We start from the raw sequence: 24651 nt of genomic DNA on the forward strand, positions 1-24651 counted from the left end.
GAGTTGAAGAAGTGAATTCAAAAACAAAATGGGATTTGAAACATAAAGAGCGTTTGGAGGAGTTAAAGGATCCTGCTGTAAATCCAAGATTAATGAATTTGTCAGCTTATCTTAATGGAGACACAGCACTTGATATTGCTTGTGGTCTTGGTGCAAATAGTATGTTTCTGGCTCGCATGAACTATCAAGTCGAGGCAATTGATATATCTGATGTTGCTATTAACTTTGTCCTAGAACAAGCAACAAAAAATGGTCTTAAAATCCATCCACGGGTTTGTGATTTGACGGTGCTCGATCGTGTAGAATGGCAAAACCATTCATTTAACTTAGTTGTTATGACATATTATCTCGATCGTTTGCTTTTTCCCATTGTTAAAAGTCTAGTACAGAAGGATGGTTATTTTTTTATGGAAACCTTCTATCAAACACCCCAAAACCAAAATAACGGTGTTTCAAATCAATATAAGCTACAGTCGAATGAGTTATTGGCTGAATTTAGTGAATGGAAGATACTCTTTTTTGAAGAAAATGAACAAGAGGGACGTCAAACGATATTTTGTCAGAAACCGGTATTATAACAAATGTAGCGAGTTCTAAGACAATTAAATTGGAGACCGTCCATTTAGAGTGTATATGTCCGGTCTCGTTACCAAACAATACTCACACAGTAATAACCACTTTACCTTGTGCGTGTCCTTCCTCGAAATACCTGAAAGCTTCGGGCAATTCGCTCAACTTATAGCTTCGATCAATTACTGGTTTAACTTTGCCAGCTTCAAGAAGTTCTTTCAAAAAAAGTAAATCTTTTTGATTGGCTCGTTGTAAAAAGGTACCCAGTTTCTGCTTTCCAGTCATTGAAACGAAAGGACCTTGAACCATGGCTTGGAACATTTGAGCTCCTGATCCACCAACATGTACAAAAGTTCCATTAGGGCTTAATGCGCGCTTATAATCTGAAATTGGCTGATGGCCGTTCACTCCAAGAATCAGGTCATAGCTCGTTTTGGTTTGAGAAAACTTTTCCTTCGTATAGTCTAGACAGTAATCTGCCCCTAATGACTTTAAAATGTCTAAATTTCTCGTACTACATACACCTGTAACCTCAGCACCAAATGATTTAGCAATCTGTACGGCGAAAGTTCCGACACCACCAGAAGCCCCATTAATCAATACCTTCTGTCCTGATTGAATTTTCCCTTTATCCCGTAAACTTTGTAAGGCAGTTACTCCAGCCATTGGGACTGCAGCAGCTTCTTCAAAAGATAGATTAGTAGGTTTTATAGCTAGAGCACTTTCTGGAACGGCAACATATTCGGCAAATCCACCCCAACCACAACCAGATAAATCTCCAAACACCTCATCTCCAGGTTGAAACTGCGTGACAGCTTTACCAACAGCTTCAACCACACCTGAAACGTCTCCACCAGGGATAGTGTATTTAGGTTTGAAAAGTCCGAAAGCAAAGCGGGCTAAAAAGGGTTCTCCTCTTAATAAAACCAAGTTACCAAAATTTAGGGATGAGGCATGAATTTTTACAAGGACTTGATTGTCTAGAGGAATCGGTTTTTCAACGTCAGTTAATTCAAGAACATCAGGTGGACCGTATTTGGTTGTTACAATGGCTCTCATTTTTTTCCCCCTTCATATCTCCATTTAACTTAGGAATAACTACCTAATCATATCCCTAAAAACACAATAAAAGACCGTAATATTAAAATTTTTCTTGTTTAAGTTTCTTAAAACAAAAATGACTAACTTAACTTATTTATAGATATAACTCTACTTGCTCCAATTTAAATAAAGGATTTCTTCTCTTTTTAACGAAATTCTTATTTATCATATAAATACGAAGGAGGCACCTAGATGCTTGAAGCAATAAATAGAACAGTAATGCACAGTTACCCTGGAATGGTTGCACTTGTAACCGTTTCCTTTAATGGAGAAGACAATATTATGGCTGCTGGATGGCATAGCTATATTTCACATGAACCACCTATTTACGGAGTTGCCATTGGTCGGGAGAGACACACTTATCATTTATTAAAGGAAAGCGGTAAATTTGCTATCAATTTTCTCCCATTTGAAAAGGCTGATTTTATCCAACAAACAGGGGTGTTTTCAGGTTCAAATGTAAATAAGTTTGAGATAGTTAATATGGGATTTGATAGAGGTCTTGCTACGAATGCACCAATTTTACAGGATGCATATGTGGCTTACGAGTGTGAGGTTATTGACCGAAATAGCTACGGAGATCACGATTGGTTTGTGGGTAACATCGTTCAGTTTTATCGTGACAAGGATAAATTTTTAGAAAATGGATTACCGAATTTTGAAAAGCTTTCCATTCCTCTTTATATTGGGCGATCCATGTATACTAGTGTTGAAAAAGAAAGTAAGTTTGTTACACATTCAGTAACAGCTAAATAGAAATAGTTTGGAGATAAATGGATGAAAAATATAACCTTTAAAATATATACAAAGCTGGTCAGCTTATAGATGAAAACGAACTTTACAAACATATTCATAATCCCGAAGTACTACTTCAATATGACAGCAATTTTATTCATTTTAAAAAAATGCCAAATATACAAGAATTCAATAATACACATAGCTATTTAAGAACCTATCATGAAAAACATGGACAAAAGCATGTTAAGTTTTATTTTCCTGAAGGGGAGAAGTTAACGCCTGAACTTGAAGACCACATGAAAGCCGATGCTGATTTTACCATTGGGTATTTGGAGCTTTTTGCGATTGAACCAGCAAATTTCCCTGCAATTAATGAAAATCTAGATATAAAGATTCAAAGGGTTACAAGTGAAACGTTAGATGACTATTTAAGATTCCAATATGAACAAAATTCTATCTATGGGAATGATTTTGCAGAGCAAAAACAATTCCAGCATGTAAGTAATTATAAAAATGAAAAATTCATGCAGATTATTGGATTTTACAAAGGAACACCTGCAGGGTCTGTAGATGTAATTATTTCTGAAGATACCGCCGAAATCGATGCTTTAGTTGTTTATGAAGATTATCAGCGGAAAGGCATTGGGAGTCAGTTACAGAAATTTGTTATGGATCAATTTCCTGATAAAACGGTCATCCTTGTTGCTGATGGTGATGATACAGCAAAGGATATGTATCGAAAACAAAACTATCAATATCTAGGATTTCAGTATGAAAGTTTTAAAGTCTATAAGTAAGATTCAATAAATGAGAAAACGAGTAGTAAGCAGATGGAGGCAAAGAGATGGATAGTATAATCTTTGATTTAGACGGAACTTTATGGGATGCAACAGATAATGTTCTCGTTGTTTGGAATCAGGTACTTAGTAATAAAAAAGAAATTAGAAGACTACTAAATATTGAAGAATTGCAAGGTACTATGGGTCTTCAAATAAAAGAAATTGGTCAGAAGCTCTTCCCTTATTTGGAAGAGAAAGTGCAAGAAGAAATCATGAATGAATGCTGCCAAGTTGAATGTGAATTTCTCGGAAATCAAGGTGGTAATTTATATGATAAATTAGAGGATACTCTAAAAGCCCTATCTGAAAAATACAAGCTATATATTGTGAGTAATTGTCAAGAAGGTTATATAGAGGCTTTTTATCAATATCACCAATTAGGTAAATATTTCCGGGATTATGAAAACCCTGGAAGAACGGGTCTTTCAAAAGGGGAGAATATTAAACTGATTATGGATAGAAATAACCTTAAAAATCCAGTGTATGTTGGAGATACAGAAGGCGATCGTAAGGGTGCACAAGTTGCTGGAATTCCATTTGTTTTTGCCAAATATGGATTTGGGCAGGTTAGTCAATTTGATTATTCGATTGATAAATTTGAGGATTTGTTGAAATTGTTTTAGGAAAGAGGTCACTATTAGTTGCTAATAGAGGCTGTTTTTTTTAGTAAAAATTGTGTCTTTTGTAACATTTATCAAAGGATAACGACTAATCCAATAGTTATCATTCGGAATACTTTCTAAATTATGGTATTCTGATACAGTAATATTGGAAGGAGTGGGAATCATTGTCTTTGTTGCAAGTTATAAAAAAATATTTACCAGTCATTTTGATTCTGGTCGTCGCGTTAAATCTTTTAACTGTCAAGCCAGCATCTGCAAATAATAAGATTTTATCAGAATCTGATTTTCTCAGTTTGCTAATGAGGGAGTTTGCTGCTAGTGATCTTGTAAAGATGCCTTCAGACGGTACCTATAAATCAGCGCAAGTTTATCATCTTGCGAAAAGATTAGGTCTTCCTGTAGTAGGAACTAGCTATACCTCGTTTGGTGACGATGTCATCACACGGAAAAAAGCAGCACAAATTATTGCTCAAGCCTTTACTGGTAAGGTGTATAACGTCGAAGAGTCAGTGGAATGGCTGTACCAAGTAAATGCCTACTTAAATGAAGAAATGTCGTTTGAAGCATTTGCGCCAGAAGGTTCACTCACATTAGATGATGCCACAGCATTTTTGGAGAAAATAAGGCAATGGGGATTTGTGGAACTAAAGGCAAATCCAAATGGAGAAATTAGTCAGTACCGTGTTGATGCTTTTTCAACCCCGATTGCTACTTATGACACATACGAAAAAGCTTATAAACATGCCAAAAAGTATACGTATACAAAAGTAGTGGATACTTCCAATGGGATGGTTCTTTGGTACCCTAGTAAGAATACGAAAATTCTTTATCATTTAAAGGTAAATGATGAAATTGTAGCAGGCTTTGATACAAAGGAAAATGCCATCAATTATGCTAGTAAACTTGAGAATTATCAATCTAGGGTTATTGAAGGCGTTAGAAATAAACTTGTTTGGGACAATTACGATCGTTATGTCGTTAAAAGTCCGGAAGGTTATCAATTCTCGTATAAAACATTAGAGGAGGCCTATAGTCAGGCACTTAAAATAGATGATTTTCGTAGCTATATTCATCCAATAGAGGATGATTTGAATCAATATACCAATTCTTTCCTATCACGAGAGGATGCTGGGATTGGAAACGGTGTAATCATTTTTAATGGGTATGAGATTGATAGGAAGAAGGAAAAAGGTGGGTATTATGAGCCAGGTTATAATGGTCAATACCCAAAGGGCTATTTCAAACCATATATCGCCTACCAGAAGGATGGTAAGTTTGTTGATCGCTTCTTTGACACCTTTATCATTTCAGGGCGACTTTACTCTGAAACAGGTAGATTTGAAGAAACACCTATGAATCATGCAAATTACCAAGAGTGGAATTGGTATAAGGAGCGGACGCTTCAAAAAGGTGGGGCCATTGATCAATTAAATGAAGATACAGCTTCAATCCCTGAAATTGAAAAAGTAAAGGTGTATGTGGCTGTACCTTATCCAAAGAAAGAAGGAAACTTTATCAAGCTAGATGGCATTGAGGTCGAGGCTAATTATGATAATCGCTATGAATTAGTAAAATGGTACATCGATCAAATGTTAGCAGAATTTAATAGTGGGAAATTCAATCATATTCAATTTGAAGGATTTTACTGGTTAAATGAAACGGTAAGAAGTGCAGAGGATGAAAAGCTTGTTAGGGAAGTCGCGAATCTAATCCATTCCTACCAAAAACGATTTATCTTTTCACCTCACTCCTATGCAACTAATTATAAAAACTGGAAAGAATACGGATTTGATGCCGCCTACTTTCAAAGTAATGCAAAAAATGCAACGTCAGATCCAATTGAATACAAACGGAGACTTCATTGGGGCTATATGAATGCCTACCAATATGGAATGGGAGTTAATCTAGAGATGGAAGATCACGCATTTTCAGCCATCGATATTCTTAGAAACAGCTTCGATCCATACATGGAATTTGGTCGTCGATATGGCATGCAAGGAAAAAGTACGATTATGTACCAAGGTACCATCATGATGCACCGTCTCGGTAACCCTGCAACTCCTATGTATAAAGATCAATATCTTGATTTCTATGATAAAATTTATCAATTCTTAAGAGGGAATCAATAGAAAAATTGAAGTTTTTAAATAAAATAGAAGTATAAATGTTAGGAAGCCGGAAATAAACAAGGTTAGTATTTTATAACTTGTTTATCTCCGGCTTCTTCTAACTGAAAAATTTTATTCATTGCTTTCTAGATTTGATTGAATGTAACCGATATAATTTCTATATAAACAAACTGAATATAGTGTGAAGTTAACCATTAGAGAGGTGACTAAATAACCGAATGAGCGCCAAAAAACAAAAATCAGTCCATGAACATACTGATTATCAATCAGAAATTGAACGGTTGGAATTTACAAAGGAATATATAAAAACGGTTTTAGAAATTTCAAAAGGGAATAAAGAGCAGTTTGTTGAAAATTTGAAGAAAGCTTTTGCAGACCTTGATACTTCAGATAGTAGTGCTAGTTACGGTGATTTACTAACGAATGCGGTGTTTAATGAATTGGCCGAAAGTGAATTGCAAAGGTTAGAAAGCGTTATTGGCAAGCCTTACTTTTCCAGAATTAATTTCACTACTCATGGTGAAGAAAAGGAAGAGATTTTGTATATCGGGAAAGCATCGTTATTCGACACTGTGAATCAAATGCCCATTATTGTGGATTGGAGGTCTCCGATAGCAAATGTTTACTATGATGGCCGTTTGGGTGAGGTAACTTATGAAGCATATGGGGAAACACAAAGCGGGTTTTTATCATTAAAAAGACAGTATGAAATTGAGAATGGATTTTTAAAAGAAATTAGAGACATTGATTTAACAACACATGATGAATTACTGCAGAAATCATTATCAGGTAAAGCAGACAATCGTTTAACCGAAATTGTGGCGACTATCCAAAATGAGCAAAATGAAGTGATTCGTGCCTCTCTTAAACACCCAATTATTGTCCAAGGTGCTGCAGGAAGTGGGAAAACCACAATTGCTCTTCATCGAATTTCCTATTTCCTCTATTCGATGGGATATCGATTCCCACCGAGTAAATTAATGATTCTTGCACCAAACCGATTGTTTATCGATTATATTTCAGCCGTTTTGCCGGAACTAGGAGTAAACAAAATTAACCAAACTACCTTTATTGATTTTATGAAAAGTTGTTTAGGTAAGAAAATCAAACTCTTTTCTCCTAATACGAAACTCATTACGCTCATTGAAGGGAAAGAAAAATCAAAAACGATCAAGTGGGTGACGAACTATAAAGGCTCGCTTGAATTTAGGAATTTAATTGCTTCTTATTTAAGAGATATTGAATTAAGTTTGGCGCCTTCAGAGGATTTTATCCTTGAAAAGTCCATCCTTTTAAGAGGGAAAAAACTTAAGAAATTGTTTTTAAGAGAATACATATACTTACCAGTCTATAAAAGACTGGATAAAATCAAAAATTTATTAACGAGTGATTTAAGATTGAAAAAATCAATGATGCTTACAAAAATCGATAGCATTTATGACGGTGCTTTAGATAAAGCTCTATTCACCACGAAGGTAGAAGAAGAAAAACGAAAGAAAAAAGTAGTCTCATTATTGGAACAAAAAGATCAAAGAAAAATAAAGGTATTAGAAGAGGCAAAAGTAGCAGTAAAAAATTATATGAAGCCTTTTGTTAAAAAAGATATTTTTTCTTTATACAAGGAATTAATGACATCAGAAGAGCTATTACAAAAATATTCAACTACGCTTACCGATAAAGAATGTAAGACTTTAAGTAAATATTGTCAGAAAATCTTTGATAAAAAAGCATTCGAGCTTGAGGATTTAGCTCCTTTATTTTATATGAAGGCAAAATTAGAAGGGATTGAAGATGAGTATAAAATGAAAAGCATTTTTATTGATGAGGCACAGGACTATAGCTATTTCCAATTTGCCGCATTAAAAGAAGGCTTTGAAACGGACTTATTTACAATCGTCGGTGACTTAGCACAAGGGATTCATTCCTATCGAGGGTTAAATAGCTGGGAACCACTATTAACTGAAATTTTCCCAAATGCCAATTATCAAGCTCTACAAAAAAGCTACAGAACCACTGTTGAAATCATGCATTTAGCAAATGATATTCTATCTATCATGGGTAAAGACTTGCCGAAAGTGGAACCTGTCATTCGACATGGTGAAAAACCACGGTTCACAAAAATCGACCCTTCGGATTTGGATAAAGTTAGAGAGAAAATGGAACAGGATATTCGTTTAGTTAAAGAAGAAGGTCTTAACTCTATTGCCATTATAGGTAGAACGGAAAAAGAGTGTTTAAACATACATAATATGCTTAAGGACAGTAAGCTTCCAATTCAACTCTTAGAAGAAAAACAAGATATGAAAAAGGGAAGCGTCGTTATTTTACCATCATATCTTTCGAAAGGATTGGAATTTGATGCGGTACTTTTAGTTAGTCTAGAAGAATCGTATTCAGAGGAAGAATTAGATATTAAATTGTTGTATGTTGCCATGACTAGACCGATGCATAAATTGTATTTATATGGGAGTTTTCCTGGTGAGTTTTTATTAAGTAGGGCAGATTCAGTTCATTTTAATCAAGAGAGTTAGAATAGGTACGTGATCTCTAGTGCTATTATAGCCGTGAGGTCACGTACCTATTTTAATACAGAAAAAAAGATGAAACTAGTAAAAAGGGAACATTTTTAAAAAAATGAAAATCGACCCACATAAAATAATGAGGGAAAATAGTTAGAAAGGTTTAGTAATTTTAGCCAAGCAATAAAGTCTACATTATATTGGACTTATTTCCTGATTTTCCCAATGACAACCAAACTACCAATTTCTGAATAGTCAGATTTTTCCGACTTAATTCGACACAATCGCAAGCTATAAAGGTCTATTTTTAAATTAGCACCTAGTATTCACATAGAGTGTGCAATTGAAAGGAGGGTAGTAGAATAATTGAATAGGAAAAATACTTAGGAGGTAAGTGGATGAAAAGAAAAAATCGTCGATGGTTATCTGTTCTTCTCACAACTGCACTAGTCATGCCAATGGTCATTCAGCCTCAAATGAGTGCGACTGCTCAATCAAAAGGAGTTACTATTTCTGCAAAAGACGTGTTACAGACTTCAAGGCAAAAAGTAAACAACAAGCTCTATAACCAATTTGATAATCAAGAAAAGGTTACTTTCTTGATTAAAATGAAGGAGCAAGTTGACACAGCTAAAGTAGCGAAGGAAGCTGAAGAAAAAGCTAGCTTAAAAGATGCTACACCTGCCAAAGTAAAGTCAATGAAGCGTTCATCAATTGTTTCAGAGTTAAAAGCGACAGCACAGGAATCACAGTATGAAGTATTAGAGTACCTTCAAAAACAAGAGAAAGAGGGGTTTGCGAAGGATGTTCATTCTTACCACGTTGTGAATGCCATCGCTGTTACTGCTACAAAAGAGGTAATGGAAAAGGTTGCTTCGTTCCAAGCGGTTGATAAAATTTTACCGAATGAAACTAGACAATTATTTGTTCCTGAGAAATCAGCTGTAGCGGTACAAGAGCCAAATGCAACAACGAATTCGATCGAATGGAATATTGATCGTGTCGGTGCTCCAGCAGTTTGGGAAATGGGGATTGATGGTAGCGGAATTACAGTCGCTTCCATTGATACAGGAGTTCAATGGAATCATCCGGCTTTGCAAGAAAAATACCGTGGTTTTACATCTTCAGGACAAACAACTCACGCGAATAACTGGTTTGATGCAGTAAGAGGGCAATCTGCTCCTTATGATGACGTTGGACACGGAACACATGTAACAGGGACAATGGTAGGTTCTGAGCCAAATGGGTCGAATGCGATTGGTGTTGCACCTGGTGCTAAATGGATTGCCGTTAAGGCCTTTACAGCCTCAGGAGGAACGGACAACGATTTATTAGAAGCAGGTGAATGGATTTTAGCACCGAATGGAAATCCAGACTTAGCACCTGATGTTGTCAATAACTCATGGGGTGGCGGACCTGGACTAGATGAGTGGTATCGTCCGATGGTTCAAGCGTGGAGAGCGGCTGAAATTTTTCCAGAATTCTCTGCAGGAAATACAACTTTAAGTAATCCAGGTGGACCAGGGTCAGTTGCCAATCCTGCGAATTATCCGGAATCAGTAGCAACTGGAGCAACCGATATTAATAACAAATTAGGAAGCTTTTCTTTATTAGGCCCATCTCCTTATCAAGAGATTAAGCCAGAGCTTTCAGCGCCAGGTGTAAACATACGTTCATCCGTACCAAATGGTGGATACGAAGGTGGATGGAATGGAACATCGATGGCGGGGCCACATGTTTCAGCAGCTATTGCCTTACTTTTACAGGCAAATTCTAGCCTAACAGTGGATGACTTGGAAGAAATTTTACAAACAACTGCAATTCCTTTAACAGATAATACGTATCCTGCCTCTCCTAACAATGGGTATGGTTCAGGATTATTAAATGTATATGATGCCGTATCTTCAGTGGTTTCGGGATTAGGGAAGTTGAAAGGTCAAGTGACGAAAGATGGAAACGACAGTGAAGCACCGGTGTTAGAGCATTCCCAACCTGCCACGGTTTTTGCAGGAATGCCAATAACTTTAGAAGCTTCAGCTGCCGACAATATTAGTGTAACAAATGTGGAAGTGGAATATCAATTAGAAGATGGTTCATGGACAACTGTCGCTGCAGTTCGATCAAGCGGTGATTATAAAAGTGGAACGTATGTTGTTAGTATCCCTGGAGAAGCGGTCTCTGGTAGTGAGTTCGTTTATAGATGGAAAGCTAATGATTTTGGTGGAAATGAAGTAGTACAAGAGTATTCTCTGACAGTTTTACCAGGAATTACAGTTGGATATGAGCAGAACTTTGAAAGTAATCCTAATGGCTGGACTTCCTACGGTGCAGCAAATACGTGGGCGTGGGGTGTCCCAACAAATGGACCACGTGCTGCATTCTCAGGTGAAAAAGTGTATGCAACCACACTTGCTGGTACTTACCAAAGTCGTGCCAATATGTCTCTTCAAATGCCTCCAATAGATTTACCGGATGGAAGCAGTTTCTTACAATTCAAGCAATGGTATAACCTTGAAAGAAACTATGATTTTGGCCATGTCTTTGTGTCAACAGATGCCGTAAACTGGGTTCAAAAACTTCGGGTTAATAATCTATCAAATGGATGGATTGACGGTGAAGTAGATTTAAGTGAATATGCGGGACAAAGAATTTACGTTGCCTTTAATGTAACAACCGATGGAAGTGTCGTAAAGGAAGGTTGGTATTTAGATGATGTTCGCCTATCTGATTCACCATTAGCGGCACCATTAAATGCTAATCTAGGAGTGGAGTTAGAAGAATCTTCACCAACTATAGGGCTGAAAGAAAAAGTCGATGCTGATAAATTGACACCATTGATGGCTGCAGCTCCAATAATGGCTAACTCAAATGATGCAGCACCAATGTTATTACCAATGCAGGCTCAAGTGACGGTTGTTGAATCTGGACGATCAGTAAAAACAAATCCTGCAAATGGAAGCTTTGAGCTTACGCATGCAGCTGGAACGTTTACAGTTATCGCAGAAGCGTATGGCTACCGCTCACAATCTCAAACGGTAAATATTGCTCAGGATGGTGTTGCTTCGGCAAACTTTACTTTGCAAGAATTACCTAAGGGAACCTTATCAGGAACAGTTACAAACCAAGCGACTGGGGAGCCTGTTGCAGGTGCAACTGTCTATTTAATCGAAGATGCTGCCATAGCACCTGTTGATACAGATGCGAATGGACGGTACACGCTAACAGCATATGAAGGCGAGTATACACTTAAAGTGATTGCTCCGCATTTTTATAGTCAAGAAGCGACAGTTAGCTTACATGGAAACGTAGAGCAACACTTTGAGATCAAACCTTTCATTGGCTACCCAAGCGAGATTGGCTATGACGATGGTACAGCTGAAAATGCAAGAGCCTTCTATGATGCAGGAAATGGCTGGGCCGTGAAAATGTCATTAGATAAGGGACATAAAAAGGCATTAGTTTCAGGGGGCTTATTCCGATTCTGGGATACGGCGTGGCCGGTTCCTGGTGGTACAGCATTCCAAGTAGCTGTTTATGATGCGACTGGAGCTGATGGTGCACCAGGTAAGAAACTTGCTGGTCCATTTGATGCGACTGCATTACGTAATGGTCAATGGACACATGTTGATTTAAGTAGTCATGGAATTGTAGTAGAAGGGGATTTCTATTTAGTTTATATCCAAAAGGGAATTAACACAGCATCGCCAGGACTTGCAACCGATGAAGATGGTGAAAATGCGTTTAGAAGCTGGCAATTGGTTGGCGGCGGCTGGTCACAATCGCCAGAAGCTGAAGGTAACTATATGATCCGGGCTGTTGTTGATTATGAAGTGACGGCTCCAACTATTTCAAGTCCAGTTGATGGTGGCTTTACGAATGTTGGTACGGTTACAGTGAAGGGGCAGGCTGCACCAACAACTACCATTCACATTTATAATGGTGGAGTAGAATTGGCTACTGTTGGCGCTAATAATGATGGTACGTATGCAGTGGACGTTAATCTTCAAGAAGGTAAAAACGTCTTAACAGCTAAAGCATCAACCGTTCAAGGAATTACAGATGCCTCTGCGCCTGTCACAGTTATTTTTGATGCTAAAGCACCAGAGTTATCCATTACAACACCGACAGATGGAGGAAAGTCGAATAAAGAAAGTGTTACAGTAACTGGAGATGTGACAGATGATCATTTAAAATCTGTCATTGTTAACGGGACAAATGCGAAAGTAGAAAATGGTAAATATTCGGCTAGAATTCTTCTTGATGAAGGGAAAAACGAAATCAAAGTTGTGGCCGAAGATAAAGCTGGTAACTTGGTAGAAAAATCAGTGAATGTAGATGTGAAATACACGGCACCTGTGATTACTGATTTGAAACCAGCTGTAGACCAGACATTGAAGAAAGGCGAGAGTGTGAAAATTGAGTTTACAAGTGAACCAGGTTTAACGACAACTTTCGCGATTCATATGCCTTTAACAGACAAATCAAAAATTTCTAATGCAACCGAGCTTCCGATGACAGAAACTTCACCAGGGTATTATGTTGGTTATTACACAGCTACAAAAGATACAGTAGCGGATGGTGCTGTCATTGAAGTAAAGGCTTTGGATTCGTATGGTAATGAATCTAGAAAATTAGCAGATGGCAAATTGTTTATTAACGTAAAGAAAAAGGGTAAAGATAAATAAGTGAGATACGTTTGAATTTCGAGAAATAAAATTGAGGTTAAAGGGAGCTGTCCACCTTTTAATAAAGGTGTTGGCTCCTTTTTTTATTATAAAAATAAGTAATAGTCTAAATTTTCCTAAAATAAATTTTAGACTTATGTTATACTTTTTCTTAGTCGAAATAGGGGGTAAAAGTCCAATGGTAAAAAAATAAAATGAGGAAATCTTACATTATTTTATTAATTTTAGAATAAACATGTAGATTTTCTCTTTCATAGAATTAATAACTAGAATAGAGGAGAAATAACATGTTAAATAAATTAAGTGATACTATTTATTATTTAGCTAATCAAGAGGACAGAGAACGACCAACATTAGGATTAATATGTGGTGACCAATATAGTCTAATAATAGATTCTGGAAATTCTACTCAGCATGCTAAAGACTTTTTACAAGAAATCAAGAAGCTAAATGTACCACCTGTTAGATATGTGGTTATTACCCATGCGCATTGGGATCATTTCCTAGGAATGAATGAATTTGATGCAACTGTTATAGTTAATAGTCAAACATACAAAATGATAAATGAATGGAAAAGATATTCCTTTGACGATATATCACTTCAACAGTATGTGAAATCTAATCAGATGAGTACTATGTGTATGAAGACTATACAAACGGATATGCCAAACAGGGATAGTTTTAAATTGAACTCTCCTGATGTAATCTTTGAAAATACATTATCTATTGATTTAGGTAATAAAGTTTGCATATTGGAAAAAATCAAAAGTACTCATACAGATGATTCTACAATCATTTATATACCTGATGAAAAGGTGATTTTTTTAGGTGATTGTGCATATGGTACAACCACAAATTCTTTATTTCATTACAAGCAATCAATGTTATTGCCTATGATTAAAGACATTCAAAAATTTGATGCTGAAATGTTCCTACTTGGTCATGAATCAATCTGCGATTCAAATGAAATGAATATATATTGGGAAGAGTTAACATCAGCAAGTCGAGTTGTAAAATCCACCTCACTAGAAAAGGCTATAGAGTTATTTAAAGTAGAAAATAATAGGGACCCTAATGATAATGAATTATTTTTCATAAAAGCATTTGTAAATGACCATATCATTCAATCACAATAATTCTATTAAATACATCAATCCAAAATAAATAGGAGCCATCTCAATTATAATAAAGATTGTGATATACTGATCTTTCCAACAGCAATTTTCCAATATTAGAGGTGAAACTCAATGTTCATATCCGATGAAGCGAGCCAATTCTTACAATATCTGATGGAAAAACGTAAAAAACACGGAGTACGAATTGGTTACAATGAAAATAGCAATTGAGGGTTATCTAAGTTTAAATTAACTCTGGATGAGTTTAAGGACGGCGATAAACAAATAGAGGTCAGTGGTACTCCTATTCTGTATAGGGAAGATGTAGCTGCACATATACATCGGTTACACATAACATATGAAAATGGTCGCTTAGGTCTAAGAGATCAAATCGACCACAACTAGAATAATAAAAACAAATTCACACGAAGAATATCTATTATAATAATTTTGTTTTCAGAATATAGGATTGTTACTGCTTTTGGCAGGCAAAACCTGAGTAAACTTTGTCTTGGAATAGACATGTTTATTTGGGTTTTTTTTGTTATTAACGTTATGTCACTAGGATTACCACATGGGGCAGCAATAGAAATCAGTGCAGAAGGGAAAGATGAACAAGAGGCACTAGCATTTCTTCAAAAGACATTAAGGAAAGAAGGTCTTGCCGAATAATGGAAACTTTAAAAGGAATAGCGGCTTCCAGTGGAATTGCCATTGCAAAAGCCTATCAATTAGTAGAACCTGACCTTTCTTTTGAAAAAAAGAAAGTAAAAGACGTGTCGGAAGAATTAGAACGTCTCAAAAGGGCACTAACCACTTCGCATTCTGAACTAGAGCAAATTCGCGATAAAGCACTTGAGGATTTAGGAAACGATAAATCAGCCATCTTTGAAGCACATTTACTCGTATTGAATGATCCCGAACTGATTTCACAAATAGAGGATAAAATTAAGACAGATCAAGTTAATGCAGAACAAGCATTAAAGGATGTTGCGGATCTGTTTATTATGTTGTTCGAACAAATGGACAATGAGTATATGAAAGAACGTGCGGCTGATATTAGAGATGTAACGAACAGAATTTTGGCAAACCTACTGGGTGTAAAGTTGGTTAACCTTAGTATGATTTCCGAAGAGGTCATTATTATCGCTGATGACCTAACACCATCCGACACTGCGCAGTTAAACCGTAAATATGTAAAGGGCTTCACGACAAATATTGGTGGAAGGACCTCACATTCGGCCATTATGGCACGTTCGATGGAAATCCCAGCTGTTGTTGGGACAAAACTAGCTACCACTTCTATTAAAAATGGAGACGTAATCATTGTCGATGGATTAAATGGGGAAGTATGTATTAACCCAACAACAGAAGTGATTGCACAGTATAAAAATGAACAAATTCGTTTTGAAAAGCAAAAAGCTGAATGGGCGAAGCTTGTGAATGAAAGTACCGTTACAGCTGATGGCCATCAAGTGGAACTTGCTGCAAATATTGGAACTCCAAACGATTTAGAAGGAGTAATGGCTAATGGTGCAGAAGGCGTTGGTCTATATCGAACAGAATTCCTTTATATGGGCCGTAATGAGCTACCTTCTGAGGAAGAGCAGTTTGAGTCATACAAAACTGTCCTTGAAGGGATGAAGGAAAAACCGGTTGTTGTTCGGACTTTAGATATTGGTGGAGATAAGGAGCTTCCCTATCTTGAATTACCGAAGGAAATGAATCCATTCCTAGGTTTCCGAGCGATCAGACTTTGCTTAGTAGAACAGGACTTATTTAGAACCCAACTGCGTGCATTATTAAGAGCAAGTGTGTACGGTAATTTAAAAATCATGTTCCCTATGATTGCGACATTGGATGAATTCCGTGCCGCTAAAGCAATTTTAATGGAAGAAAAAGAAAAGCTTGTAGCTGAAGGAATCGCTGTCTCTGAAGAAATTGAACTTGGTATTATGGTTGAAATTCCGTCTACCGCTATCATTGCGGATCAATTTGCAAAGGAAGTAGATTTCTTTAGCATTGGAACAAACGATTTAATCCAATACACGATGGCGGCTGACCGGATGAATGAAAGAGTTTCATACCTTTACCAACCATACAATCCAGCAATATTACGTCTTGTCAAAATGGTCATCGATGCTGCTCATCGTGAAGGAAAATGGGCTGGAATGTGCGGTGAAATGGCAGGGGACGAACAGGCAATTCCATTATTGTTAGGGCTTGGATTAGATGAGTTTTCAATGAGTGCAACATCTATCTTGAAGGCTCGATCTCAAATTCTCTGTTTAACGAAACAGGAAATGGTGGAGTTAGCAGATCAAGCATTGCAGATGTCAACTGTAAGTGAAGTAATGGAAGCAGTGAAAGTCGCTACTAAAAAATAATAATACATGGCCAGTTAGGCAAAGCTTAGCTGGTCTTTATAAGGTATCTAGTTTTAATAGAAGTGAGAAGGTGTCCGAAATGTGAAAAAGGCGCATAAAGCTGGATTTTCTGCTCATAAATGACGAAAGTTGGCGCAAAACATAGTCAAATTGACGCAATGACAGTGAATTTATTCGCAAGGTAAATCAATCATAATAGTTAGAAAATGCAGGTTTGATTCTTCAGACCTGCATTTTTTATTTTTTCATAAATTACAAGACGTTACTTGAAATCAAAACTATTTTTAAAATGAATATAATGCTAAAATAGGACCAATATCCTAAATTCTATGAATTGTTAAATAATAGGTTTATATCTAGAGTTTACATAGCATGAATTTACTGACGTTTTGCGCCAAGCTAATGGAATTTTTCGGATAGGATTAAATTTGTATATTATCGTGAGGGTTTTAAATGATTATTACAAAAAAAAAGGCTATAACCTATCTTTTATTAACGATGTCTATTGTTTATCTATGGATAGAAATCCTAAACGATTTTGAATTACAAAGTGTACTTAGTGCGAGTTTTTTTCCAATAATGGTTGGTTCACTCAGTTTCATGTGGGTGTATAAAACTTCTAAGAATTTAAAAGGGAAAGAAAGGCGTATTTGGAAAATTATTGGTATTGGGTTAGTTTTTCATGTTACAGGGAATATCATTTGGTTTATTGGTGCCGTTAATAATATTATCTATCAAGCTCCTGATATATCTTATTTATTTTGGCTGCTAGCTTATTTTCTTTTTTTAGTAGCATTAATTTATAAAATGAGACTAATTGGCTCTGGCATTACAACGAATCCCTACTTATTTAACACGGCAATTTTTATTATTGTGGTTTCAGCCATATTTATACAATATTTTGTTAGGCCATATATAGCCTCAGCAGAAAGTCTTTTTCAACAGATTGTCCTTGGCATCCTCTATCCAATTGTGGATATTAGCCTATTGTTTGTAACGACCCTACTCTATTATCTTTCTAGACATACGAAAGATAGAACCGTTATGTTATGTTTTATGACTGCTTTTTATCTCTCGATTATGGGGGATGCGATTACTGCCTTCATGAAATCAATTAAAGAGTACTATCAGTTATTAATTGAGCCATTATGGGTAGGATCATTATTAGTGATTGGCTTTGCAGGTTTATTTGCTCAAAGAAATAAGAGTCGACTATTTGAAACAAACGTGACGACTAAAGATAAAGAATCTAGTTTTCCCTATATCAGTATTTCACTTTTAATCATATTAGTCTTTCAAAGCGCTCATTGGCAGTTTAATCCAATGAATATAGGCTTAGTACTAGTTTTTTTCATGATTGTAGGAAGGAATTTAGTGATTATCGGCAAAAATAAAAAGTTAATGCTTCAATATCGAGTGCTAGCTTTTCAAGATTCTTTAACCGGATTATCAAATAGAAGCAGTTTTAAACTAGACTTAGAATATGCCATTGAGAAAGCATCTAAGGATAATAGTAGTTTTTATATATTATTAATGGATTTAGATCGTTTTAAAATGATTAACGATACTTTAGGACACTTTGTCGGGGATCAATTATTGAAATTTACTACTGAAAAATTAAAAAATGAATTAGATAGTAAATCCCGTATATACAGACTTGGTGGCGATGAATTTGTAGTATTGGTCGAAGATGGGTCAGTAGAAAAATGTGAGGCAACGGCTAGTCAGATAATTGGTGTATTTAAAAAAACATTTACGATTCAACAGCACGAAATTACCATTACCCCAAGTATTGGGATTAGTTCCTATCCGGGTAACGGAAAAGACAGTGACACACTTTTTAAAGCAGCTGATGCGGCAATGTACTTAGCAAAAGGACAGGGCAGAAATAATTATCAATTTTATAATTCTGAATTAAATCAACTACTATCTAGGAAATTAACGATTGAGAATGAATTGCGTAAAGCTATTATTCGAGATGAGCTCGAACTATACTATCAACCTAAATTTAATATTCAAACAAGACAATTAATGGGGATGGAAGCCTTACTTCGCTGGGATAGTAAAAAACTAGGTCGGATTTCTCCAGCCGAATTCATTCCAGTTGCAGAAGATACAGGTTTAATCGTAAATATTGGTGAGTGGGTCTTAAGAAGGGCATGTATACAAACGAAACGATGGCAGGATCAAGGTTATCCATCTCATCCAATTTCTGTTAATGTATCTGTTCAGCAATTTAAACAAAGTAATCTTGTCAATACAGTCCAAAATATTTTAAAAGAGACAGGTCTTCATCCTATGTATGTGGAGCTGGAGATTACGGAAAGTATCATGCAAAACGTTGAGGAATCTAAAAAGGTATTAGCAGGCTTGAGGGAAATTGGGCTGAAAATATCACTAGATGATTTTGGTACGGGATATTCATCCCTGCATGTGTTGAAGAATCTACCCATTAATACACTAAAAATTGATAAAACTTTTATAGATGATATTAAAGTGGAAAATGACCAATCTATGGTAAAAGCTAGAAATTGTTGCAGAAGGCATTGAGTATGAGTATCAGCTTAGTGTATTAGCAGACTATCAATGTGATTTTGGTCAAGGATATTTATTTTCAGAACCAATATCGGCATATGAATTTGAAAGAATCTATCTTAGTAAAACGGAAAAAGTAGTGGAATTAATAACGGTGTAAGGGACAAAGGAACTATCTTTCTTACGCTATCAAACATACATTCGCATTCATGAAAAAATTATGGTATTATTTAGAAGTACAGCTAAAAGCTGGGTGGGCAGTGGCACTTCCTTTATAGGAGGGAGGTGTTGTGCGATGCTTACTGTTTACGAAGGAATCAGTCTGATGATTGGTTTTGCAAGTCTAATCGTTGCAGTAATCGCTGTAGGTATTTCTTCTGATAAAAAGAAATAACCCACCCTGCTCTCGACAAGTAGGTGGATTATTTCTGCCACAGGTCACTGCACTTCATGCAGTTTAGCTGTATAGGAGCTCCAGTTACCGGCTGGAGCTCTTTTTTAGTATATGATTATCTATTTAAATTATAATTAATATCCTAAATAAAGTAAAGAACAATAGAGATAGAGAAGGAATAACACAGACGCAATATAGAAAGGATATCACAATGAAAATTAATCATTTAATAGCTAACAATCTTAACAAATTAGATGCAGAACTACCTGTAAACCAATCGTTAGGTATTGCAGGATTGTCTGGATCTGGGAAAACAACCTTTTGTCAAACCATTGGGGAGGAATCAAAAAAGCGCCTCGTTTCCTTATTACCAAAGGCTGAATATCAATATTTGTTTTCTACTATTATGGAAACTAATTTCAGTGCAATCAAGATGGAAGAAATCCCTTTAGTTCTTTTTTTAGGAAAATCATCGATTTCTTCCAATCCACGCTCGACCATCGGCACACATACTGGCGTTTTTAAGGAGATTCGCGAAACAATTGCCGAAAAATTTAATCTCTCTCCAGAAGTCTTCTCCTTTAATAATCCATTAGGCTGGTGTCCAGATTGTAAAGGTCGCGGGACGACTAAAAATGTTGAATGCTCAACCTGTAAAGGAAAACGCTATAATCAAGAAGTTGAACAATATACAATAGAACTTTTTGGTAAACCACATACGATTTCGGATATGAACAATTTAAGCATGGAATCGATTCTTTCTTTAGCAGACATTTTACATATTAGTGATGCAAAGCAACATATTCTTCAAAATCTCATCAATATGAATATTGGTTACCTCCATTTAAATCGTATCATGGGAACATTATCGGGGGGAGAATTAACACGACTTTACTTAGGTGAGTTCATGGCAACAAGTGAAGATACGGTGATTATCATTGATGAAATCTCCGTTGGTCTTGATCACGAAACCCTATTGAAAATTCTAGAGCAGATTAAACAATTAGGCTTTAAAAATCAGATTTGGTTGATTGATCATTCAGATACGGTGCTAGAAACAACGGATGAACAATTGTTCTTTGGACCGGGTAGTGGTAAATATGGCGGGAAAATCGTGGAGGAATCACCACGTCCGAAACCGATTATTTGGGAACGAAATCAGACAAATCCAACAGACTACTATCAATTTCAGGATCTTCACTGTCGTAATATTCAAATGCAAGAAATTCAAATTCCGAAAAATAGACTAGTAACCTTTACGGGTGAGTCTGGCTGTGGAAAATCAACTCTTGTCAATGAGTGTATTGCCAAGGATTTTATCAAGCGCTATCCAAAAGATAAACTAGTAATAGTTGGTCAAGATCGAAACCAATCGATAACTAGTCGGTCTACCGTGGCTACTTTTTTAGATATTAAAAGGAAACTCACAAAATTAAGTGAAGAGATTGATGATATTTTCGGGCGATCCATTGAAGATATTATTGACGAATTACCAAATGAAGATATCGCTCATAAACGGTTGAGCCTATTGATTAAACTTGGATTGGGCTATTTAACTTTAGAAAGAAAAACTCAATCTTTATCTACAGGTGAATTTCAGTGTGTTCATTTAGTTTCAGAGCTGTTTGCCAACACGAGAAACCCACATACACTGTTTATTTTCGACGAGCCTTCCAAAGGCTTATCACAAAATATATTAAATCAATTTATTGATAGTGTTCGGGTCATTTTAGAGGATGAATCCGTCTCAATTTTTATGATTGAACATAATGCCTATATGTTAGAAAGCTCTGATTTTGTCGTTGATTTTGGTAAAAGAGCGCTAGAACCTGTAACGCATCTTGAAGTGGTGCGTCATGATGATTACTATCGACAACATAAAGGCGAAGAAAAAGTTGCTCCTATACAAATATCATCTACGCTGAAGTCGAAGAGTGGGATTAATTACTTAAAAGAGAACCATATTAGTTATTTTAAAAAGGCAGAAAACATCTATAAGGGCGGAATTTTAAAGAGCTTATCACCAATGGCGCGTCTCATCTACGGTGAATACGAATCAGATAGGATAGCTCCAGTAATAGCCATCGATCTTGAAAGACACCTATATAGCCAACATAGTTTCCTGTATGAATTGGGCGGACTGATTAACCATATCGTTGCTGCACACCCGACTAATAAAGATACAAGAAGCTTTGATTTTTATCGTCAAGAAAATCATTGTCCGTCATGTTCGGGTCGCAGGGTGATTGAAAAGTTTAATTTTGACGTTGTTGTACAGGATAAAACTGTTCCTTTTTGGGATGGCTTGCTACATCCAGATGTTATGGAGGTACTAAAATATTATCAATATCCAAAATTACAATTCCTCTTTGACGAAATCAAGAATGAGCTAGGTCAAGATATAAGTAAAAGCTATAATGAAATGACAAAAGCTGAAATGAATACCTTTTTATATGGCTATTGGGAAAAGTCCTTTTATGATAAAGAGGGCAAGACACAAAGAACATGGGAAGGCTTTAATTTTATCATCGGGCGTTACATGTTCATTTCGAAATCGATTATTAAAGAGAAGATGAAAGAATCCAAAGAGATGATTACCTGTCCAGTTTGTGAAGGAACCGTACTTAATCATCATAAAAAACTAATGTTTGGTACTAGTGATATTCGTAAGATGATCCAGATGCCTATGGATCAAGTTATGGAGGTTGTTGGGCCTTTACCTGAACTGTTGAAACTGAAGGCCATTGTTGGTGGTAACATGTCACTTGTGGAAGATGTGTCCTTACTACCTAGGGAAACTCAAGTAGCGTTGAAAATGTATGAACTAGAACTAGCAAGCTTTGTTAACTATGAAGTCGTTTTACAAAATGCTTTACCATTTTGGGGTAGTATTAAAGGTAATATCGAAGCAATTAGTAGTAAAAATTTGATTACCATTTGTGATTTTGCCAATATCGATGAAACGCGTGAAACTATTATTGATAAGTATTTTACTAATGGTAAATATAAAAAACTTACTTATGTTTATGAAGCGTTCGGCTATAAAAAAATAGTTACTTTAATTAATAAAATCAAAGCTAGTCATCCATGCCCATTCTGTAAAGGGAAGAAAGTGATATCAGAAGATGGTCTTCATGAAGGCGTGCATAAATTATCAATACCTTGTATGAGCTGTTTTGCAAGTGGTATTAATGACGAAGGTCGTCAGGAAATCGTCGAGGGTATGAATGTACAAACTTGGCTAACGGGTAAAGTAAGTGATGTGGTGGATGAAAGCTTATTGAATGAAGAGGTTGCAGATATACCTATATTCAACCGGATTCGTGAGTTGAATAAGCGGGATATGCTTGAGGTTTATCGTTGTCTTGAGCAGAATAATTAAATAGTTTTAGAAAATACAAATCCAATTCGTGTATATGAATTGGATTTGTTTATGTAATTAAGCGGTAATCAATTTACTTGCATTAAGGCCGTTGCATCGGATTAGAAAGCGAGAAGTTTTTTATCATTTTTTGTAGGTTTCTATGTCCTTCTCTTAATTTAATCGTTTCATCAAGGATTTTTTGAAATCCCTCTAAATCACGATCAGAAGCATTTAATAGGGACTTTGGAACACTTTCGACAATCTGCTGTAAAGTTAAATCTGCCAAGCTATTAACCACCTTTCACGTTTTTTGAAGACTATTTTTTACTATAAAAATGTCTTCCTGTAATGGTCATAGAACACAATAAATAATCTTTCATCTCCACCTCGATCAGGGTGAAGGGCTTTAAGTAATTTTTTAAACTCTTTCTTTAGCAAATCGTGGTTATCAACGTCATCTACGCCTAACAAGGAGTGAAGGGTAAGTGGTAGATCTGTGTCATTCAAAGAATATTTAGCTTTTAACATTTTTTTTAAGGAACTATATTTGGCTTGTTCGATCCGAACAGTGGATTCTAATTCTACGACTCTCTCTTTTAATTGTTGATTTTCAGCGAACGTTTTTTCCCACTGTTGGTAATCAACGCCAAATTGTTTACTTTTACTTTCAATCTTTTTTTCTAAAATAAAGGCTGCTAAATCTCCAGGTTTGATTGAAAAGTCGATTTTATAGTGATTTGCTCTTTTAGCTTTTATTTTCCCATCCAGAATCCAACGTATGACAACCTCTTCACTATCTGTTATACCTTCGATCTTAAGTTGCTCCGTAACTTCCTTAACATTTAACATATGATCAACTCGTTCTATATGACTAGTATTTTGTTTCTTCCTCAATGAAACAAGCTAATTTCAATGTATCATAGATATTTCTTTACAGTTTTACAAGTTTATTTAAATTTGATGTCAAAAGTAACCAATATAACTATTACGTTAAATATCTAGTTCTATGGACAAAAAACATTCAAATGGCAAAAAGAAAAAACAACATTCATTCAGGTAACAGCACGTAAAAATATCATTCTAGGGGTTGTCATTACTGTGTTCGAACAATTTTGTCAGAATTTAATTCCCCACTCTTTGAAAATAGGTATTTGAATCAGTAACAATACCCAAGGGATATTCATATTTTGTTGAAGAGTGTGGTGAATTCACCTACCACTTTTTCCCTGCGGTTAAGTGAGTATTCCACCTTGCTAAAAAAATAACGGAGGTATGGATATGTACGATTTTCATAATGAATTACAAAATTTAAATATTGGTGATTTCCAAGCTAACCAGGCAATTCCTTGGGATCAAAACCAGTACTCTATGGATCAATCTCGACAATTCGGTGTTTTGGGTGTTACTAGTTGCTTCGGTTTCAGTTGCTTTTTTTGCTTTAACTGTTTTAGTTGCTCTAATTGTTTTAGATGTTCAAACTGTTTCAGATGTCATAATTGCTTTAATTGCAGTCACAATTGTGGAGGTAATTGTGGTGGACGTTGTGGTGGAGGTGGACGATGCGGCGGAGGTGGTCATCGCTGAGGAGGTAGCTAGCTTTACTTTTCAGTAGTGACACCATGGTTGTATAAGAAAACAAGGAAGTCCCTACC

The 24651-nt window shown here is 35.9% G+C and carries 16 protein-coding genes and 1 pseudogene; 14 read left to right on the top strand and 3 right to left on the bottom strand.

The window, feature by feature from the left end; genetic code table 11:
* Window positions 1–11: 11 nt before the first annotated feature.
* Complete coding sequence (locus LRP83_RS06270) at window positions 12–578, top strand: class I SAM-dependent methyltransferase (protein WP_230495836.1); 567 nt, start codon at window positions 12–14, stop codon at window positions 576–578.
* Window positions 579–660: 82 nt separating this feature from the next.
* Here the strand turns inward: LRP83_RS06270 and LRP83_RS06275 are convergent, their stop codons facing one another.
* Window positions 661–1629, bottom strand: a complete 969-nt coding sequence (locus LRP83_RS06275) for an NAD(P)-dependent alcohol dehydrogenase (protein WP_230495837.1) — start codon at window positions 1627–1629, stop codon at window positions 661–663.
* A gap of 234 nt (window positions 1630–1863) precedes the next feature.
* Here LRP83_RS06275 and LRP83_RS06280 point away from each other — a divergent pair, with 234 nt between their 5' ends.
* The 12 genes and pseudogenes from LRP83_RS06280 to LRP83_RS06335 all read left to right on the top strand — a co-directional run bounded on the left by LRP83_RS06280 (window position 1864) and on the right by LRP83_RS06335 (window position 23017).
* Complete coding sequence (locus LRP83_RS06280) at window positions 1864–2427, top strand: flavin reductase family protein (protein WP_230495838.1); 564 nt, start codon at window positions 1864–1866, stop codon at window positions 2425–2427.
* 65 nt (window positions 2428–2492) lie between these two features.
* Window positions 2493–3206: a GNAT family N-acetyltransferase gene (locus LRP83_RS06285; protein ID WP_230495999.1), complete on the top strand. Its 714-nt coding sequence runs from the start codon at window positions 2493–2495 to the stop codon at window positions 3204–3206.
* Window positions 3207–3253: 47 nt separating this feature from the next.
* Window positions 3254–3871, top strand: a complete 618-nt coding sequence (locus LRP83_RS06290; protein ID WP_230495839.1) for an HAD family hydrolase — start codon at window positions 3254–3256, stop codon at window positions 3869–3871.
* A gap of 164 nt (window positions 3872–4035) precedes the next feature.
* Entirely contained in the window at window positions 4036–6000 is a 1965-nt protein-coding gene (locus LRP83_RS06295) for a DUF4855 domain-containing protein (RefSeq protein WP_230495840.1), read from the top strand.
* A gap of 218 nt (window positions 6001–6218) precedes the next feature.
* Window positions 6219–8531 carry an RNA polymerase recycling motor HelD gene (gene helD / locus LRP83_RS06300; RefSeq protein ID WP_230495841.1) on the top strand — a complete coding sequence of 771 codons (2313 nt, stop codon included), beginning with the start codon at window positions 6219–6221 and terminating at the stop codon, window positions 8529–8531.
* A 386-nt stretch (window positions 8532–8917) separates the two neighbouring features.
* Window positions 8918–13204 carry a S8 family peptidase gene (locus LRP83_RS06305; protein ID WP_230495842.1) on the top strand — a complete coding sequence of 1429 codons (4287 nt, stop codon included), beginning with the start codon at window positions 8918–8920 and terminating at the stop codon, window positions 13202–13204.
* Between the two features lie 287 nt (window positions 13205–13491).
* On the top strand, window positions 13492–14340 hold the full coding sequence (locus tag LRP83_RS06310) for an MBL fold metallo-hydrolase (RefSeq protein ID WP_230495843.1): 849 nt from the start codon (window positions 13492–13494) through the stop codon (window positions 14338–14340).
* 501 nt (window positions 14341–14841) lie between these two features.
* A complete protein-coding gene (locus LRP83_RS06315) occupies window positions 14842–14991 on the top strand; it encodes an HPr family phosphocarrier protein (RefSeq protein ID WP_230495844.1) in 150 nt (49 codons plus the stop codon).
* Window positions 14991–16706, top strand: a complete 1716-nt coding sequence (gene ptsP / locus LRP83_RS06320) for a phosphoenolpyruvate--protein phosphotransferase (protein ID WP_230495845.1) — start codon at window positions 14991–14993, stop codon at window positions 16704–16706. The genes LRP83_RS06315 and ptsP overlap by 1 nt, the downstream gene beginning before the upstream one ends.
* A 1401-nt stretch (window positions 16707–18107) precedes the next feature.
* Window positions 18108–19401, top strand: a pseudogene (locus LRP83_RS23310) (putative bifunctional diguanylate cyclase/phosphodiesterase).
* Between the two features lie 135 nt (window positions 19402–19536).
* Complete coding sequence (locus LRP83_RS06330) at window positions 19537–19635, top strand: putative holin-like toxin (protein ID WP_230495847.1); 99 nt, start codon at window positions 19537–19539, stop codon at window positions 19633–19635.
* Between the two features lie 211 nt (window positions 19636–19846).
* Complete coding sequence (locus LRP83_RS06335) at window positions 19847–23017, top strand: ATP-binding cassette domain-containing protein (RefSeq protein ID WP_230495848.1); 3171 nt, start codon at window positions 19847–19849, stop codon at window positions 23015–23017.
* Between the two features lie 82 nt (window positions 23018–23099).
* On the opposite strand, the gene LRP83_RS06340 is transcribed toward LRP83_RS06335, so the two are convergent.
* Both LRP83_RS06340 and LRP83_RS06345 read right to left on the bottom strand, forming a co-directional pair.
* The gene (locus tag LRP83_RS06340; RefSeq protein WP_230495849.1) at window positions 23100–23285 is read right to left on the bottom strand and encodes a hypothetical protein; all 186 of its coding nucleotides are present in this window, start codon (window positions 23283–23285) and stop codon (window positions 23100–23102) included.
* 41 nt (window positions 23286–23326) lie between these two features.
* Window positions 23327–23848 carry a helix-turn-helix domain-containing protein gene (locus tag LRP83_RS06345; RefSeq protein WP_230495850.1) on the bottom strand — a complete coding sequence of 174 codons (522 nt, stop codon included), beginning with the start codon at window positions 23846–23848 and terminating at the stop codon, window positions 23327–23329.
* A gap of 429 nt (window positions 23849–24277) precedes the next feature.
* Between LRP83_RS06345 and LRP83_RS06350 the strand changes: the two genes are divergently transcribed.
* Window positions 24278–24583 carry a heterocycloanthracin/sonorensin family bacteriocin gene (locus LRP83_RS06350; protein ID WP_230495851.1) on the top strand — a complete coding sequence of 102 codons (306 nt, stop codon included), beginning with the start codon at window positions 24278–24280 and terminating at the stop codon, window positions 24581–24583.
* Window positions 24584–24651 lie beyond the last annotated feature (68 nt).

This window comes from Pseudoneobacillus rhizosphaerae, from assembly GCF_917563885.1.
GTDB lineage: Bacteria > Bacillota > Bacilli > Bacillales > Cytobacillaceae > Pseudoneobacillus > Pseudoneobacillus rhizosphaerae.